At 59.8% G+C, this 15,950-nt stretch carries 16 protein-coding genes; 5 read left to right on the forward strand and 11 right to left on the reverse strand.

Features of this window, described 5'->3' with window-relative positions; translation table 11 throughout:
• Positions 1-50 precede the first annotated feature (50 nt).
• The 9 genes from BLP23_RS11665 to BLP23_RS11705 all read right to left on the reverse strand — a co-directional run bounded on the left by BLP23_RS11665 (position 51) and on the right by BLP23_RS11705 (position 8,985).
• Positions 51-1,157 carry a branched-chain amino acid ABC transporter substrate-binding protein gene (locus tag BLP23_RS11665; protein WP_092585054.1) on the reverse strand — a complete coding sequence of 369 codons (1,107 nt, stop codon included), beginning with the start codon at positions 1,155-1,157 and terminating at the stop codon, positions 51-53.
• 268 nt (positions 1,158-1,425) lie between these two features.
• Entirely contained in the window at positions 1,426-2,487 is a 1,062-nt protein-coding gene (locus tag BLP23_RS11670) for an alpha/beta hydrolase family protein (protein WP_092585055.1), read from the reverse strand.
• Positions 2,488-2,733: 246 nt separating this feature from the next.
• Complete coding sequence (locus tag BLP23_RS11675) at positions 2,734-3,135, reverse strand: Rap1a/Tai family immunity protein (RefSeq protein WP_092585056.1); 402 nt, start codon at positions 3,133-3,135, stop codon at positions 2,734-2,736.
• Between the two features lie 97 nt (positions 3,136-3,232).
• Positions 3,233-4,558 (reverse strand): omega-aminotransferase AptA, encoded by a 1,326-nt coding sequence (locus BLP23_RS11680; protein WP_092585057.1) that lies wholly within the window; start codon positions 4,556-4,558, stop codon positions 3,233-3,235.
• Between the two features lie 290 nt (positions 4,559-4,848).
• On the reverse strand, positions 4,849-5,166 hold the full coding sequence (locus BLP23_RS11685) for an ArsR/SmtB family transcription factor (protein WP_022714154.1): 318 nt from the start codon (positions 5,164-5,166) through the stop codon (positions 4,849-4,851).
• 107 nt (positions 5,167-5,273) lie between these two features.
• Entirely contained in the window at positions 5,274-6,029 is a 756-nt protein-coding gene (locus tag BLP23_RS11690; protein WP_092585555.1) for a HugZ family pyridoxamine 5'-phosphate oxidase, read from the reverse strand.
• 32 nt (positions 6,030-6,061) lie between these two features.
• Positions 6,062-7,111 (reverse strand): choline ABC transporter ATP-binding protein, encoded by a 1,050-nt coding sequence (gene choV / locus BLP23_RS11695; protein WP_022714156.1) that lies wholly within the window; start codon positions 7,109-7,111, stop codon positions 6,062-6,064.
• Positions 7,108-7,953, reverse strand: coding sequence for a choline ABC transporter permease subunit (choW, locus tag BLP23_RS11700; protein WP_022714157.1), 846 nt, complete (start codon positions 7,951-7,953; stop codon positions 7,108-7,110). The genes choV and choW overlap by 4 nt, the downstream gene beginning before the upstream one ends.
• A gap of 78 nt (positions 7,954-8,031) precedes the next feature.
• Positions 8,032-8,985 carry a choline ABC transporter substrate-binding protein gene (locus BLP23_RS11705; protein WP_092585058.1) on the reverse strand — a complete coding sequence of 318 codons (954 nt, stop codon included), beginning with the start codon at positions 8,983-8,985 and terminating at the stop codon, positions 8,032-8,034.
• Positions 8,986-9,220: 235 nt separating this feature from the next.
• Here BLP23_RS11705 and BLP23_RS11710 point away from each other — a divergent pair, with 235 nt between their 5' ends.
• The 3 genes from BLP23_RS11710 to BLP23_RS11720 all read left to right on the forward strand — a co-directional run bounded on the left by BLP23_RS11710 (position 9,221) and on the right by BLP23_RS11720 (position 12,215).
• Entirely contained in the window at positions 9,221-9,823 is a 603-nt protein-coding gene (locus BLP23_RS11710; RefSeq protein WP_092585059.1) for a thymidine kinase, read from the forward strand.
• A 52-nt stretch (positions 9,824-9,875) separates the two neighbouring features.
• The gene (locus BLP23_RS11715) at positions 9,876-10,949 is read left to right on the forward strand and encodes a hypothetical protein (RefSeq protein ID WP_092585060.1); all 1,074 of its coding nucleotides are present in this window, start codon (positions 9,876-9,878) and stop codon (positions 10,947-10,949) included.
• 138 nt (positions 10,950-11,087) lie between these two features.
• A complete protein-coding gene (locus tag BLP23_RS11720; protein ID WP_092585061.1) occupies positions 11,088-12,215 on the forward strand; it encodes a DUF2333 family protein in 1,128 nt (375 codons plus the stop codon).
• 219 nt (positions 12,216-12,434) lie between these two features.
• Here BLP23_RS11720 and BLP23_RS11725 read toward each other — a convergent pair whose 3' ends face one another.
• Together BLP23_RS11725 and BLP23_RS33100 are read right to left on the reverse strand one after the other, a co-directional pair.
• Positions 12,435-13,160 (reverse strand): helix-turn-helix transcriptional regulator, encoded by a 726-nt coding sequence (locus tag BLP23_RS11725; protein ID WP_092585062.1) that lies wholly within the window; start codon positions 13,158-13,160, stop codon positions 12,435-12,437.
• A gap of 479 nt (positions 13,161-13,639) precedes the next feature.
• The gene (locus tag BLP23_RS33100; protein ID WP_139187054.1) at positions 13,640-13,846 is read right to left on the reverse strand and encodes a DUF2235 domain-containing protein; all 207 of its coding nucleotides are present in this window, start codon (positions 13,844-13,846) and stop codon (positions 13,640-13,642) included.
• Positions 13,847-14,019: 173 nt separating this feature from the next.
• Between BLP23_RS33100 and BLP23_RS11735 the strand changes: the two genes are divergently transcribed.
• Both BLP23_RS11735 and BLP23_RS11740 read left to right on the forward strand, forming a co-directional pair.
• Positions 14,020-15,696, forward strand: a complete 1,677-nt coding sequence (locus BLP23_RS11735) for a formate--tetrahydrofolate ligase (protein WP_092585063.1) — start codon at positions 14,020-14,022, stop codon at positions 15,694-15,696.
• 65 nt (positions 15,697-15,761) lie between these two features.
• Positions 15,762-15,950 (forward strand): hypothetical protein, encoded by a 189-nt coding sequence (locus BLP23_RS11740; RefSeq protein WP_233426683.1) that lies wholly within the window; start codon positions 15,762-15,764, stop codon positions 15,948-15,950.

Genomic DNA, 15,950 nt, shown 5'->3' on the forward strand with positions numbered 1-15,950 from the left:
AAACCGGGCGCCGATAAGACGCCCGGTCAATGGGATTCGACTGTCGGGCCTTATTCGGCGGCGACGATCTTGCCGCCTTCCCACTTGTAGAGCGCAAAACTCTGCGAGGTGAGATCGCCGGTTTCGCCATAGGTGAGCTTGCCGATCGCGGTTGCGATCGGTTCGCCGCTCTTGAGGGCGGCGGCAACAGCTTCGGAGTCTTCGGCGCTGCCAGCCTTCTCAATGCCGGCCTTGAGGACTTCGACGGCCGCGTAAGCATTCAGCGTGAAGGCTTCGGCCGGGATGTTCTTGGCGGCAAGCGCGTCGGAGGCTGCCTTGGAGTCAGCGCTCTTCGTCGCGTCGGATGCGTTGGTGAAGACGGTGCCTGCAGCAGCTTCCGTGCCGATATTCCAGAATTCGCTATTCGAGAGGCCGTCACCGCCGATGATCGTTGCCTTGACGGAAAGATCAGCGAGCTGACGGGCAAGCAGGCCGCCTTCCGGGTGGTAGCCGCCGAAGTAGATCACGTCGACATTTTCGGCCTTGAGGCGGGTGGTGAGCGCGCTGAAATCCTTGTCGCCGGGGGTGATCGCATCATTGATGACCTCGGTGACACCGCCGGCATTGAGCGTTGCCTTGAAGGCGTCGGCAAGGCCCTTGCCATAGGCGCCCTTGTCGTTGACGATGGCGACGCGCTTGTCTTTGAAGTTCTTGAGCACGTATTTGCCGGCGACTTCGGCCTGCTGGTCGTCGCGGCCACAGGTGCGCAGCACATTGGTGAGGCCGCGCTTGGTGAGATCCGGTGCTGTCGCCGTCGGGGTCACCATCAGGATGCCGTTTTCGGCAAGCACGTCGGAAGCGGGGATGGCGACGCCGGAGGTGACCGGACCGACGACGAAGCGGATGCCTTCGCCGACGAGCTGGTTTGCGGCGGAAACGCCCTGCTTCGGCTCGCCCGCGTCGTCGGCAGTCTTCAGGACTACCTTTTGGCCGAGGATGCCGCCTTTCTTGTTGATCTCGTCAACGGCGGTCTGCGCGCCATTCTTGACCTGGTCGCCATAGGCGGCAACGGGGCCGGTCAGCGGTGCGATCAGGCCGATGGTGATGTCGGCATAGGCAAATGGCGCAAAGGCCAGCGATGCGACAAGGGTCGCGCCAGTCAAAGTCTTCAGACTCATTTTCGTTCTCCTTGGGGTGGGGCCTTCCGGCCCGCGATGACTGCCGCGACAACGAAACCCGTTCGCTCAACACCTCAAAGGGATGCGCCAAAAGACGACGGCTACGGTGCGGTCAACGCGCCTTCCGGCCACTTTTGGCTTCGGAAGGCACAACCAATTTTCTATGAATTTTGCTGCGATTACGCAAGGAGATAACAAAGCGCGGCCCGTCTTCGGTAAATTCGGGAAGAAACAGGCGTCGATCGCGATTTTTTTAAGTTTTCACGATCTACCTTGTTGGAAGGGCTCTTTGCAGGAAGGCGACGATCATATCGGCAACTTGCCGATGAATGGCGTTTCGATCCGCGCCCTGACCATCCTTGCAGACGATGCTTTCGCCCGGAGCTTCCTGCTCAATCAGCGCTGCCGCTCCCGGTTTGCAAGACTGCATGAAACTGAAATGCAGAGAGCCGGGGACGAAAGCATAGGAGGTCGTGGCAGAAGGCAGATACTGGGCCAAATAGGCAGAGTCCTTGTTGGTGGCGGCGATATCCGCTTTGGCGGCGGTCTCCTTGTCGACATCCTCGGCCGCTCCGACCACGAGCGCTGGCACGCGGACGGACGCGAGGCTTTGCGGCGTAAGGCCGCGTCCTGGGCCGAGGTCAAGCGTGACGACCGCGCCGATCCGCCGATCGCTGAGATCGGCACCCAACGCTAAAGTAGAGGCTGCGTCCCGCCCGACACCCAACGCCTTGAATATCTTACAATAGACAGAGCCGAACTGCGTCATGCAATTCGTCATTGCACCCTTGGCATCGAAGCGACCTCCGGCAAGTTCGATGACCGTCCATCCGCCAAGCGAATGACCGATGGCAGCGATGCGGTCGCTCGCAATGCCGCCGGTTAACTCCCGAACGGAAAGCAACGCGTCGATAACGCGGCTAAGATCGCGCGGACGCTTCCAGAGAACTACGGCTTCAGGTGGCCGCATATCGAAGGTGGTCGTGCCGGGGTGGTCGGGGGCTGCGACGACATAGCCCTTGTGGACTAGTTCCCTTGCGAGCCAGGCAAGGTTGCGCCAACTGCCGCCATAGCCGTGTGAAAGAAGCACCAGCGGGTGAGGACCGGTCTGGGTTTCGGCATCCTTGACGACAGGCTGGCCCCTGAAGGCGGGCGTTTCGCCGAGCAGTACCGGCACCCGGTCGGTGTCCGTGGGATACCAGATGCTGACATGCATGGGGCGGCTGCCCTGTTCGTCCGGCAAGATCATCTCGCGGAACCCAACGGCGGCGAATGCTGACTGGGCGGAGAATGAGACGAGCAAGGCGATAAGAAGCATGAACTTGAGCATGGAAAACCTCCGGCTGGAAATGAACTCGTCCTTCCTGCCGGGAACGTGTGCGGGCAGCGACCCGCAACGCGATCGAGGTCGCCGCGTTCGCGGAAATCACGGCTCTCTCATGGATGTGGTTCCATGGAGCGAATGCGTGAAACCAACGACGGCGGCTCTACCGGCCGACACCGCGTATTAACTCGGGGGACGGCGGCTAGGTGGCCAACGCGCTTTGGCAACCGTCCGTGTTCCAAAACGCTCTGGCTATCTGCCGTTACATTCGAAGCGGCCTTTCATCCAAACGATCATGAGATCATCACCTGTCGCATCATGGGCGGCGGGGTTGGCCTTCAAAAACCTGCAGAGATCGTCCGATATTTCTTTGGCAGACACATTTGTTGGAAGGCAAAAGTTCATCCCACCTGATTGGCCATAGTACGCACCATCGACCATTCTGTCAGCTCGAAAGGGCGGCGTTTCGAGGTTCCGGCGAGCAAGGTATTCGTCCCGTCCCCACTTCTCTAGCCACCCCGTTACGTAGCCCTTAACGAATTCACGAGAGCTCAGACAATCCGCGTATAGGGTTCCTCCCGTCGAAAAGCCTTCCGGCAGCTTCGACGAGGCTGTGGCCATGAACATCGTCGCGACCAGTAGAGAAATCTGCATGGATTAATTCTGATGGCAGTATCCGCCCCGCGTTAGCGCGAAGCCTCTCCCCGCTTGCGGGGAGAGGCTAAGGTGAGGGCAGACGCTTGCGCCGGTCTCAAATGTTGTTCTGCAAAATCCCGCGCAGTTTGCCGAAGAGCTCGTCGATGTGCTTCTTTTCGATGATGAGCGGCGGGGAAAGGGCGATGATGTCGCCTGTGGTGCGGATCAGCAAGCCGTTCTCATAGGCCCTCAGGAAGGCGGTGAAGGCGCGCTTGGTGGGTTCGCCGGCGATTGGGTCGAGTTCGATCGCGCCGATCAGACCGGTGTTGCGGATGTCGATGACGTTCGGGCAGTCCTTCAGCGAGTGAAGGGCGTCGGCCCAGTAATCCGCGAGTTCGCCAGCACGGGTGAGCAGGCCTTCTTCCTTGTAGGTGTCGAGGGTGGCAAGCGCGGCGGCGGCGGCGATCGGGTTGCCCGAATAGGTGTAGCCGTGGAAGAACTCGATCATGTGCTCCGGGCCATTCATGAAGGCGTCATGAATCTCGGAGGTGACGAAGACGGCGCCCATCGGGATGACGCCGTTGGTGAGGCCCTTGGCGGTGGTGATGATGTCGGGCTTCACATCGTAGTACTGCGCTGCAAAGGGAGCGCCGAGGCGGCCGAAGCCGGTGATGACTTCGTCGAAGATCAAAAGGATACCGTGCTTGGTGCAGATTTCGCGAAGCTTCTGCAGGTAGCCCTTCGGAGGAATGAGAACGCCGGTGGAACCTGCGACCGGCTCGACGATGACAGCGGCGATCGTGGAGGCATCATGCAACGTGACGATGCGCTCCAGCTCGGTTGCGATGTCGCCGCCATGTTCCGGCTCACCGCGGGTGAAGGTGTTCTTGCCCGGCTGGTGCGTATGCGGCATGTGGTCGACGCCGGTCAGAAGCGTACCGAACATCTTGCGGTTGGAGACGATGCCCCCGACCGAGATGCCGCCGAAATTGACACCGTGATAGCCGCGTTCGCGCCCGACCAGGCGGAAGCGGGAGCCGTTGCCCTTCACCCGATGGTAGGCAAGAGCCACCTTGAGCGCCGTCTCCACCGACTCGGATCCGGAGTTGGTGTAGAGGACGTGATCCATGCCTTCCGGCGCGATATCGACGAGGCGGTTCGCAAGCTCGAAGGCCTTTGGATGGCCGAGCTGGAAGGCTGGGGCATAATCGAGCTCGCCGGCCTGCTCGCGGATCGCCTCGGTGATCTTCGGCCGGCAGTGGCCGGCATTCACGCACCAGAGACCGGCGGTGCCGTCAAGGACCTGACGGCCGTCATGGGTCGTGTAGTACATGTCCTTGGCGCCGACGAACATGCGCGGCTCCTTCTTGAATTGCCGGTTTGCCGTAAAGGGCATCCAGAAGGCGCGAAGATCGTTCGGTGCGTTGAGGCGATTGGACATGCTGTTCTCCTGGCCGTCGCGGGGCCGTCCCCGGGGCTTTGCGCCCATATTTTTACTGTTCGGTCAAATTATCAGCGCTTCTTGAGGCGTCAAGCCATGGACGCCGTCGATGGCGCGTTCCGGCCCTTGGCGTATGAAACGCCGCAGCGTTCTCGCAAACAACAGAACCGGCAAATCGAGAGATTTGCCGGCCAAAATTATACTATCGTGCTGAAATACTGCTTGCCGTGCGGTTTCGGAGACATCCCTTTGGCAGCACGGCTTTTTTAGCAAACATTATGTCTGCGTTATTATGCTGCAGATCTGCTGCGGCCCTGGACTGCATAAATGTCCTCGAGCGTCGCCAGGATCTTCATCACCGGTTCCGAATTGCTCGAGTAATAAATGGTCTGCGCGTCACGGCGGGTCTTTACCAGCTTCTGGGCCCGCAGCTTTGACAGATGCTGCGAAAGCGCGGACTGGCTGAGGCCAACCTGGGTCGCAAGGACGCCGACAGGAACCTCGCCTTTGACGAGACTGCAGAGGATCAGGAGGCGCTTGGGGTTCGCCATCGCTGATAAAAGGGCGGCCGCCACGTTAGAGTGGTCTGAAAGGTCAGTGGTTTCCATATTTCCAATCTTCCTAAGCGAATTATGTATCCGTATAGGCACAGGGCGTTAGACGGGGGTTGGCGGACGTTCAAAACGTAGCAACTGGTCCGGAAGATTGTATATACCTAAATTTCACGTAGCGAGTATGCTATTTTAGATATGTGTGACTTAATGTCCGTCGCATTCTCGATGGGTGACTCAAATTCGCAACGGTTGAGCAAATCACCGGAAATAGCGTCGAACCCTGCGCAATCCACTCCACATATGCGCCATGCTGCATTCCTCGGCGCCTTAAAAAGCTTCGCAAGCACTTCAGACAGGTCGGCATGCTCCTCTACTAAATCTCGCACTGTCTGCGCTGCCTGCGCTGCAACGGCCTCGTTCGCGGGCGAGAGAATCATGAGGTCGGCACCTTCCAGAAGATAGGCGCGGCCGAAGCCGCCATTGAGGCTTGCCGACTGCGGAGTGAGACGGAAGAAACGGAAGTCCGGGAAGTCGATATAGAGCTTCGCCTTTGCATGCCGGTCGAGGAAACGGGTGCGAATGCGTTGGTGAACGGCGCTTCCGCGCTCGACCGGTTCGGCAATGCATTGAGTGGTGAGCCGCGGATGCGCAAGGGGATCGCCACTGCCAGGTTCGCCAGTCAAGAGGGACGCGCGCGGGTCGGTCTCCAGCGCCTTCGTATGCGTCGACAGCGCCGAAACGAGGATGACGGGCACGCCGTCGATATCTGTGCCGAGCAGAACGCGGCTCGCAAACGGGAAGCCGGTCGCGGGCTCGAGCGCGGCAAGTGCACCATAGCGGGCGGAACGCAAAAGAACGCGCGCGAGCTTGCGCGCTTCTTCGTCCGTTTCCCTGAGTACGGAAGCCTGATCTTTCATGTCCACTTTCTTGACGGAAGCAGACGACCGGATCAAGCCTGTTCTTTGCGCCGGTGCTGGGTCAGCCCGGCAACGACATCCTGAGCCGAAATTGTGCCGATGATGGCGCCGTTTTCGACGACGCCGATGCTGCCTGGCTGGCGGGCGAGCGCGTCGAGAATATCGACGAGCGGCGTTTGGGCGCGCGCCGTGGCGCTGACGCTCGCCCCCGCCGCATGGCCAAGGCCCGGTTGCATCACGTCCTGCGCCGTCAGCATGCTGATCGGGTTCATGTGCTGGACGAAGTCGGCGACATACTGATCGGCAGGGTTTTTGACGATATCCTGCGGCGTACCGCACTGGATGATGCGCCCGCCTTCCATGATGGCGATGCGGTTGCCGATGCGGAAGGCCTCGTCGAGATCGTGGCTGACGAAGAGGATCGTCTTCTTCAGGCGCCGCTGGAATTCGAGAAGCTCGTCCTGCAGGCGGGTGCGGATCAGCGGGTCGAGCGCGGAGAACGGCTCGTCCATGAGCAGGATCGGCGCGCCGGTCGCAAAGGCGCGGGCGAGGCCGACACGCTGCTGCATGCCGCCGGAGAGCTCGTTGACCTTGCGGTCCGCCCACTTCGTCAGGTTAACGAGTTCAAGCTGCTCCTCGACCCGTTTCTTGCGCTCGGCGTCCGGCATGCCGGCAAGTTCGAGGCCGAAGCCGACATTCTCCGCAACCGTGCGCCAGGGCAGCAATGCGAACTGCTGAAACACCATGGAGACGGTGTGCATCCGCAGATCGCGGAGCGCCTTCGGGCTGCATGCATAGGGATCTACCGGGCCAGTTGCCGAGGAAACCGAAACCTTGCCGCGCACGACGGGAGCGAGGCCGTTGACGGCGCGCAGCAGCGTCGATTTGCCTGAGCCGGAAAGGCCCATGAGCACGAGAATTTCTCCTTCCTCGATCGTGAGCGAGGCATCGGCGACGCCGAGAACGAGACCGGTTGCGGCGCCGATCTCGTCGCGGGTCTTTCCCTGATCGACGAGAGAGAGGGCAGTTTGTGGCTTATCGCCGAAGATGATGCTGACATTGTCGAAGCGGACCGAGGTCATGCGCCGTCTCCTTCGCCTGCCGTGCGGAACATGCGGTCCAGAATGATCGCCAAGATGACGATACAGAGACCGGCCTGGAAGCCCATGGAGACATTCACCGTGTTTAGGGCGCGAACGACGGGCTTTCCAAGGCCATCGGCGCCGACGAGCGCAGCGATGACCACCATCGACAGCGACAGCATGATCGTCTGCGTGAGACCGGCCATGATCTGCGGCATCGCGAAGGGCAGCTCGACCTTGCGCAGCACCTGCGTCGGCGTTGCGCCAAAGGACTCGGCTGCCTCCACGAGGGAGGGCGGTGTCGAGATGATGCCGAGGCGGGTCAGACGGATCGGCGCAGGGATGGCAAAAATCACGGTCGCGATCAGGCCTGGCACCATGCCGAGGCCGAAGAGAATGAGTGCGGGGATCAGGTAGACGAATGTCGGGATCGTCTGCATCAGGTCGAGCACGGGGCGCATGATGGAGAAGACCCAGGCGCGTCTTGCCCCGGCAATGCCGAGCGGAATGCCAATCGCCATACTGACGAATGTGGAGGCGAGAACGAGCGCCAGCGTTTCCGTCGTCTCCTTCCAGTAGCCCTGGTTCATGATCAGCAGCAAACCGAGCAAGGTGAAGACCGCAACGCCGATCGAGCGACGGAGCCAATAGGCAATCGCCGTGATGGCGAGGAGCACGATCAGCGGATGTGGCGCCTGCAGAATGAAGAGCAATGCGCCGATCACGTGCGAGAGAGCGAAGGCTAGCCTATCGAAAAACCATTCGCCGCTCGACGTCAGCCAGTCAACGGTGGATTTGGCGACGGGGCCAATAGGGATTTTGTAGTCGGTGATCCAGTTCAACGAGCGCGCCTATCCGAAAGAGCAGAGATCAGGATGAAACAAAAAGGGGCGGCGCGTGGGCCGCCCCGTTCATCAGTTTCAAAGGCCGAGGCCGGACTTGACGGCCGCGGCGGCGTCCTTGCCGTCCTTGGTCGTGACGCCGGCGAGCCAGGGCTCGACTGCTGTCGGATTTGCCTTCAGCCATTCGGTTGCCGCGACCTGCGGATCCTCACCATCATTGAGGATCTTGCCCATGATCTGGTTTTCCATCTCCAAGCTAAACTTCAAGTTGGACACGAACTTGCCGACGTTCGGGCATTCGGTGACGAAGCCTGCGCGGGTGTTGGTATAGACCGTCGCGCCGCCGAAGTTGGGGCCGAAGGTGCTGTCGCCACCCGTGAGATAGGTCATCTTGAAGTTCTCGTTCATCGGATGAGGTGCCCAACCGAGGAATACGACCGGCTTACCGTCCTTTTCGGCACGGGCAACCTGCGCCAGCATACCCTGTTCGGAGGACTCGACGACTTCAAGTCCGCCCATTCCCATCTCGTTCTTCTCGATCAGGGTCATGACAAGGCGGTTGCCGTCGTTGCCCGGTTCGATCCCGTAGATCTTGCCGTCAAGAGCGTCCTTGTGCTTGCCGATATCGCTGAAGTCCTTGATGCCCATTTCGGCTCCCTTGGCGTTGGTGGCAAGCGTGTACTTGGCACCTTCGAGATTGGCTCCGATGGATTCAACCGACTTGTCGTCGAGATAAGGTTGGACGTCCTTCTGTTGTGCCGGCATCCAGTTGCCGAGGAACACGTCGATGTCCTTGTTCTTCAGCGACTGATAAGTGACCGGTACAGAGAGGACCTTGACGTCCGGCTCGTAGCCGAGGCTCTTCAAAACGACCGCGGCGGCGGCGGTTGTTGCGGTAATGTCCGTCCAGCCTACGTCCGAGAAACGGACGGTAGAGCAACTTTCGGGTTCTGCGGCAAATGATGCGGTTGCGATGGAAAGTGCGGCAACTGCAGTGGCGGTGATTAGTTTGAATGCGCTTGTTGTTTTCATTTTAGACTCCCAGTCTTAGGTTCCCAAGCCAAGCATCAATAGCCGACATTTACAAGCGACCTCAGTGTGTTTGCGCCGCATTGGCTACCCCGAATGCGACGTGTCGCATTTTTCATGACACGGCCGGTTTCCCGGGCATTTTACGATTTTTGCCTCCGGATTTCCTGTGATTATCGATTCTGCGGTCTTTTCTTTGCCGTTTCCAGCGTTCAGGAAGCAAAATACGGAGAAATCGATGGCAAAACTCTATTTCAACTACTCTACCATGAACGCCGGCAAATCGACCATGCTGCTGCAGGCGTCGTATAATTACCAGGAACGCGGTATGCGCACCGTGCTTTTGATCGCAGCCTTCGACGAGCGCACCGGCAAGGGTATCATCGGTTCGCGCATCGGGCTGGAAGCGAGCGCGATCGCTTTCGAGGGGCATACCGATCTTTTCGGTCTCATCAAGGAATTGAGCAGCGAAGGCGGCCCGATCGCCTGCATCTTCGTCGACGAAGCGAATTTCATGACGCGCGAGCACGTCTGGCAGCTCGCCCGCGTGGTAGACCGGCTGAACATACCGGTCATGGTCTACGGGCTTCGCACCGACTTCCAGGGCAAGCTGTTTCCGGCTTCCGAGGAACTGCTGGCGATTGCAGACGAGATGCGCGAGGTGCGCACAATCTGCCATTGCGGCCGCAAGGCGACAATGGTCGTGCGGCTCGGTGCTGACGGCGAGGTTGCGCGCGAGGGCGCGCAGATCGAAGTCGGCGGCAACGAGAAATACGTATCGCTCTGCCGCAGGCATTGGGACGATGCAATGAACGGCGAATGGCGCGCCGAGGCGGTTTGAGCTTCGGCCTCCGAGCGGCTAGGCTAAGCTCGGAGATTCTCTGGAGAAGCCGGTGCGCAAAACTCCCTCGTTCGACAGTCTATTTGAAGCAGCCGATGCGCTTGTCTCAACCCTGCGCACCGACGCAGCCGCGTGTGCTGCCTTCATCGAGGACTTTGCGCGCAACGCAGCGCAATCTGACGACGAGGCGTTTCTGGCGCAGCGCGATCGGTTCCAGGCTTTTGCCACAGCGCGCGTGGAGTTCGATGGGCTGCTTGGCGAAATGATGGCCGGCCTCGACCGCATGACGGCGGAGGTTTCGGCGGATCTGGACAGCTTCCGCGGCCTGACCGCGCGCGAGAAGCTGACCGGCTGGTTTTCGAGGCAGCGCATGTGGCATCTCCACAGTCAACGTGTGCGCGCAGCCCCCGTGATCGAGCGTCTGCTCGACCTGCTGTCGAAATCGAACACCATTGCGGGATTGGTCGGCAGCCACCGCGACTTCGCACTTGCCTGCCACAAGGCGGCTGAGCGCGGCGTTGTCACGATTGTCGGGCAGCGCCGCCGCCTTGTCGATGCCATCGATATTGCGCGGCTGCGCGTAAAGGAGCTGAACGCAAAAGCGCTGACGACGCAGGGGCGCATCGGCCTCTACGGCGGCAAGACCGAATGGGAGCGAATGGAGGCGGAGCGGCGCGCGCTCAAGGTGGAGGCCGACAAGATCGTCGAAGAAGAGCAGACGATGCGCCACGAAAGCCAGCGCCGCGAACGCTTCATTACAATGTTCCAGGCGCTTGTCGACGGGTTGAACAGCCAGATCGGTCTTTGCAATGCCTTGGCCCGCAAGCTTTCGATCGATACGGAAGAGCGGCTGATCATCTATCAGGCGCAGGTGGATGCCGACGCTCCGGGTTCGAAACGGAAGATAACGCAAGAGCTGTTTCCGCATATCGCCGGGCCGATCTCGCTCTTCGAAAAGGGTATGCTTGTTCCCCAGGAAATCGGACGGCGCAAGGCGGCAGCGGATGCGGACTTCGCCAGGAAGTTCGCAACTTTTGCCGAAAGCCACGACGCGGCCGATGCCCCGATCATCGACCTGACGCAAAAGCCTTCGAGGTTCACCCTGCGCTTCCTGCGCTCCAGATGACGGCTTAAAGGCAATAATCGCGATCCCTGATCTTTCTGGCCTGCGCGATCCGTTAAAAATCTCTCCTTCATGTTGTGCTCGATCGAGCAAACACATATGTGAAAGCAGAAATTTCTGACGTTCTGCTAGGAGAAGGGCATGCTCGACCGGATCGCCGGTTTCTTCAGGCTGATCGGCCGCACGATCGCCCGCTGGTTCAGCCTTCTTGCCGCCTGGGCGTTCTGGCCCTTCCTTGCCGCTCATGGCTGGTATCAGCGCCGGACTTGGATGATCCGAATTCCCATCATTGCGCTCGCGGCGCTGCTTGCGGTCCTTTACGCCTACTTCTTCTGGCAGACGCAGGTCTGGTCGAATTTCAATCCGTCCTTCGTCGACCAGTACCGTCTTTCGGAGCGCAAGGTCCCGGCCGGCCAGGAGCTGCCTGTTGCCGGCGGTGCAGCACCTGCGGCCAAGACCTGCCAGCGTTCTGCGATCGTCGATGTCGCTGCCGATCTGACCGACTTCAACGTCAACCAGAACGCATGGATATCGTCCATGCTGCTCTACCGTTTCGGGCTTTTCGGCATCGACTGGGATCATACGCCGTTCCTCGACAACAAGGCGTCCTTCCAGCGCGGAGTCAATCAGGCGGCCAGGCGGACATCGGCCGAGCTTGTCGATACGCTCGGGCGCGTGCGCGGCACCTCCGGCATTAACAACGATCTTCAGAGCGCCCGCGGCAATCTGCAATTCGACGAATACAGCTGGTATTTCGGGCTCAATCCGTTCGGGCCGAAGACGCCGACGCCGAGCTACTACCGTTCGGCCATCGGCAGCCTGCGCAAGTTCAATGCCGACCTTGCCAGCTGCAATGCTGTTTTTGACGGCCGTGCCGACAACCTCATCCAGTTCATCGACCGCATTGCCAACGATCTCGGCGGCACGTCCGACATGCTGGCGGAGCGCTCCGAAAATCACAATCGCGGCTGGTTCGACACGCGCGCTGATGACCGTTTCTGGTTCGCCTATGGGCAGCTCTACGCTTATTACGCCATCCTTTCGGCAGCACAGTCGGACTTTTCGCAGGTGGTGGCTGAGCGCAATCTTGGCGCAATCTGGAGCGGCACGACAAAGCAGTTTCGAGCGGCCCTGCGCATCCAGCCGGCGATCATTTCCAATGGTCGCGAGGACGGCTGGATCATGCCGAGCCATCTGGCGACGATGGGCTTTTACATCCTCCGGGTCCGGTCGAACCTCGTGGAAATGCGTTCCGTCCTCGACCGCTGATCGTCAGGGTCGAGTCGAATTGTCTTTGATCTCCGCAATGCGAACCGCTTCGACCAATTCGTCGGTGACGCGGACGATCTCGGTGCCGCGGAAACGTCTGATCGATATCGCCATCTTGTAGCGGCCGCGCCGGTTGTCGACCCTGCAGCGCAGTGAAATCCAACCGTGGGCAGGTTCTCGTGCTCGAAGGTCTGCGCTACCTGATTGGCTTATGGTTTCTCAGGTGATGAGCTTCAATCGGATAGCCTTTGCAACCAACTGTGTGCGGTTCACGCAATCAAGTTTTTTGATGGCGTTCGTCATGTAGGCGTTTACGGTGTGATCGGAGAGGGCGAGGATCTGGCCGATTTCCACCGAGGTCTTGCCCTGGGCTGTCCAGCGAACAACTTCGAGCTCGCGTGCGGAAAGCGCATGATAGGTGCTGTCTTCGTTGCGCTTGACCGCACTGAAGGCGTCGAAGGCGTGAAGCACGATCACCGTGAGTTCGTTCATCTCGCTCTGGCTGAGCGCTGCTCGGTCGCCCGAGAACCAGAAAACCAGCCGCTTGCCGTCTGCCCCATTGACCGGCAAAACGACGCTGACCGGCATTTTGTGCTGGAGCATCAGGCTTCGGAGTTCGCAGCGAAACATCTCAGACGTTGGTGGATCAGAGAGGCTCCATTTTTGCGGGGCGACGGACTCTCCGAGCACCATCGAAAATGGACAAGCGCGCAACGTATGAGCGCGGTCGAATTCTCTGAGATACGTGCCCGTCAGCGAGGTTTCGATTACTAGCGGTTTGAGAAACAGGTCTCCCGCGGACGGCTTATTCATCAGCGTATAGTGGGCAAACCCAAAAGCATCTGCAATCCTGTGCAAGGCCTGGACAAAAAGAGCGCGCGTTCGCGCCGATGCCAATTCTGCCGATAAAAGTGACTGCCTTTCGGAGGTAGTCATGTAAGACATAATGCGCCCCGCCTTGCCTTCATATTAAAGCTATAAAATACGCTAATTGGCGGTCACGCTAGCCCTAATCGACTTGGGATACGCTGATTAAATCATACTGTTAAAAATTAATCACACCGCCACTCTCTGTGGTTGTTTTTAGTATTATACAGGTAGCAGTCTGGCTGGCTTTGTTTCTTCTTCTACTGCATAAGTGTGGGCTTGCGCACGCCGCGCAGCGGCAGAATCACTTCGCAAAGAAATTGCCCGGTGGGCCTCCATACCGGCGACGCGTGCCTTGACAAGAAAATCGAAGCCGCCTTTGACCATGGGCACTCCATGATCTCGTCGGAATGCTTCACGGGGTCCGCTTAAATATCGGAGCCGTCGCGGGTCAATGGCCGGCGGCTGCCCCGACAATCTGCAGCTTGGCGCTCGAACAGGTAATCTCGGTCAACAAGGCGGCAGCGGGCAGCAACTAAAGATTGAGAAACGCAATGTCATCGGGAATGCCAAGCGAGCCGACCGTATCGCCCATTGCCGGTGCTGCCGCCGAGCGCCTTGTCCCACCACGTGCCGTCAGTCCCGATGCCCTGGTAACAACAAGCCTTCTGTTCCATTCCCTCGACATCTGATGGCGCCGGGGCGTTATAGAGCTGAACGACATAGGTCGGGCTCGGCACGCCGTGATCCTTTGCCGTTTTCACCTCGGGAAAGCTTCCGCACTTTAAACGTTAGAACACGCTCTCGAAAGCTGCGTCCCTGAGTGACGTGCGATTGTGGTGGAGGCAGTGAAAAAGCGGCATTCGGGGTCTTGTTTCCGGCGCGGGGATCGCGGCATGTTCCGGGGTGAGAAGCATAAGCTCCCGGGGAGACCAGCGTGGCCATCAAGTCCGATATCGAAATTGCGCGTGCGGCAAGTAAGAAGCCCATTTTCGAGATCGGCGCGATGCTCGGCATCCCGGCAGAACATCTCGCACCTTATGGTCACGACAAAGCGAAGGTCCGCGCGGAGTTCATCGCCGCGCAGGCGGGGAAGAAGGATGGCAGGCTGATTCTTGTCACCGCCATCAACCCGACACCGGCGGGCGAGGGCAAGACGACGACCACCGTCGGCCTCGGCGACGGTCTCAACCGGATCGGCAAGAGGGCCGTCGTATGCATCCGCGAAGCGTCACTCGGGCCATGCTTCGGCGTCAAGGGTGGTGCTGCCGGCGGCGGCTGTGCGCAGGTCATTCCCATGGAAGACATCAACCTGCATTTCACCGGCGATTTCCATGCGGTCACCGCCGCGCACAACCTGCTCGCCGCGATGATCGACAACCATATCTACTGGGGCAACGAACTGGACATCGACCTGCGCCGCGTAACCTGGCGCCGGGTGATGGACATGAACGACCGGGCGCTGCGCGAAATGGTGTCTTCGCTCGGCGGCGTTGCCAACGGCTTTCCGCGCCAGAACGGCTTCGACATCACCGTCGCTTCGGAAGTCATGGCGATCCTCTGCCTGGCGACGGACCTAAAGGATCTCGAAGCCCGCCTCGGCAACATCATCATCGGCTATCGCCGCGACAAGACGCCAGTCTATGCCCGCGACCTGAAGGCGGACGGCGCGATGGCGGTGCTCCTGAAAGACGCGATGCAGCCGAACCTTGTCCAGACGCTGGAGAACAATCCGGCTTTCGTCCATGGCGGGCCGTTCGCGAATATCGCCCATGGCTGCAACTCGGTGATTGCGACGAAGACGGCTCTGAAGCTCGGCGATTATGTCGTGACCGAGGCGGGGTTCGGGGCCGATCTTGGCGCAGAGAAATTCTTCGATATCAAATGCCGCAAGGCGGGGCTGAAGCCCGATGCGGCGGTGATCGTTGCCACGGTGCGCGCGCTGAAGATGAACGGTGGCGTGAAGAAGGAGGATCTGGCGGCAGAAAACGTCGCGGCACTCGTCAAGGGGTGTTCGAACCTCGGGCGGCATCTCGCGAATGTGCGGAAATTCGGCGTCCCGGTCGTGGTCGCGATCAACCATTTCGTTTCGGACACGGACAAGGAAATCGCAGCCGTCCAGGAATACGTTGCTCGCCACGGCGCCGAAGCGATCCTCTGCCGCCACTGGGCGGAGGGCTCGGCTGGCATCGAGGATCTCGCCTACAAGGTGGTGGAACTGGCGGAATCCGGCCAGGCGAGATTCGAGCCGCTTTATGCCGACAGCGTGCCGCTGTTCGAAAAGATCGAGATCGTTGCTTCGAAGATCTATCATGCCGGCGAGGTGACGGCGGACAAGGCGGTTCGCGACCAGCTCATCATCTGGGAGGAGCAAGGCTACGGCAACCTGCCTGTCTGCATGGCGAAGACGCAGTATTCCTTTTCGACAGATCCGAACCTTCGCGGCGCGCCCGAGGGCCATATCGTATCGGTGCGCGAAGTGCGGCTTTCGGCAGGCGCCGGGTTCGTCGTCGTCATAACAGGAGAAATCATGACAATGCCGGGGTTGCCGAAATCGCCATCCGCCGAGCGGATATTCCTAAATGAGCAGGGTTATATCGAGGGATTGTTTTGAGTCTGCTGCGGAACTCTATTTTCACCGCAGTGGCGGTCCTTGCAATGTGTGCAGCGACTGGTTCCATGGCCGCCGATGCGCCGTCCGCCGAGCAACAGAGCATGGCGGATTTCATCAAGAACACCCCTGGCTGCTTGGAGTTCAGCGACCAGTGTTCGATCTGCGCCATGATCGACGGCAGGGCCGAATGCTCCACGCCAAAGATCGCCTGCGTCAAGAAGCCGTATGTGTGCACGCGACGTGCAAACAACTGA

The organism is Rhizobium mongolense subsp. loessense (genome assembly GCF_900099775.1).
Taxonomy (GTDB): Bacteria; Pseudomonadota; Alphaproteobacteria; order Rhizobiales; family Rhizobiaceae; genus Rhizobium; species Rhizobium loessense.

Excerpts from the sequence above, each read along its gene's own strand:
- BLP23_RS11665 (WP_092585054.1), bottom strand. The coding sequence starts at position 1,157 with ATGAGTCTGAAGACTTTGACTGGCGCGACCCTTGTCGCATCGCTGGCC.
- BLP23_RS11670 (WP_092585055.1), bottom strand. The coding sequence starts at position 2,487 with ATGCTCAAGTTCATGCTTCTTATCGCCTTGCTCGTCTCATTCTCCGCC.
- BLP23_RS11675 (WP_092585056.1), bottom strand. The coding sequence starts at position 3,135 with ATGCAGATTTCTCTACTGGTCGCGACGATGTTCATGGCCACAGCCTCG.
- BLP23_RS11680 (WP_092585057.1), bottom strand. The coding sequence starts at position 4,558 with ATGTCCAATCGCCTCAACGCACCGAACGATCTTCGCGCCTTCTGGATG.
- BLP23_RS11685 (WP_022714154.1), bottom strand. The coding sequence starts at position 5,166 with ATGGAAACCACTGACCTTTCAGACCACTCTAACGTGGCGGCCGCCCTT.
- BLP23_RS11690 (WP_092585555.1), bottom strand. The coding sequence starts at position 6,029 with ATGAAAGATCAGGCTTCCGTACTCAGGGAAACGGACGAAGAAGCGCGC.
- choV (WP_022714156.1), bottom strand. The coding sequence starts at position 7,111 with ATGACCTCGGTCCGCTTCGACAATGTCAGCATCATCTTCGGCGATAAG.
- BLP23_RS11705 (WP_092585058.1), bottom strand. The coding sequence starts at position 8,985 with ATGAAAACAACAAGCGCATTCAAACTAATCACCGCCACTGCAGTTGCC.
- BLP23_RS11710 (WP_092585059.1), top strand. The coding sequence starts at position 9,221 with ATGGCAAAACTCTATTTCAACTACTCTACCATGAACGCCGGCAAATCG.
- BLP23_RS11720 (WP_092585061.1), top strand. The coding sequence starts at position 11,088 with ATGCTCGACCGGATCGCCGGTTTCTTCAGGCTGATCGGCCGCACGATC.
- BLP23_RS11725 (WP_092585062.1), bottom strand. The coding sequence starts at position 13,160 with ATGTCTTACATGACTACCTCCGAAAGGCAGTCACTTTTATCGGCAGAA.
- BLP23_RS11740 (WP_233426683.1), top strand. The coding sequence starts at position 15,762 with ATGGCCGCCGATGCGCCGTCCGCCGAGCAACAGAGCATGGCGGATTTC.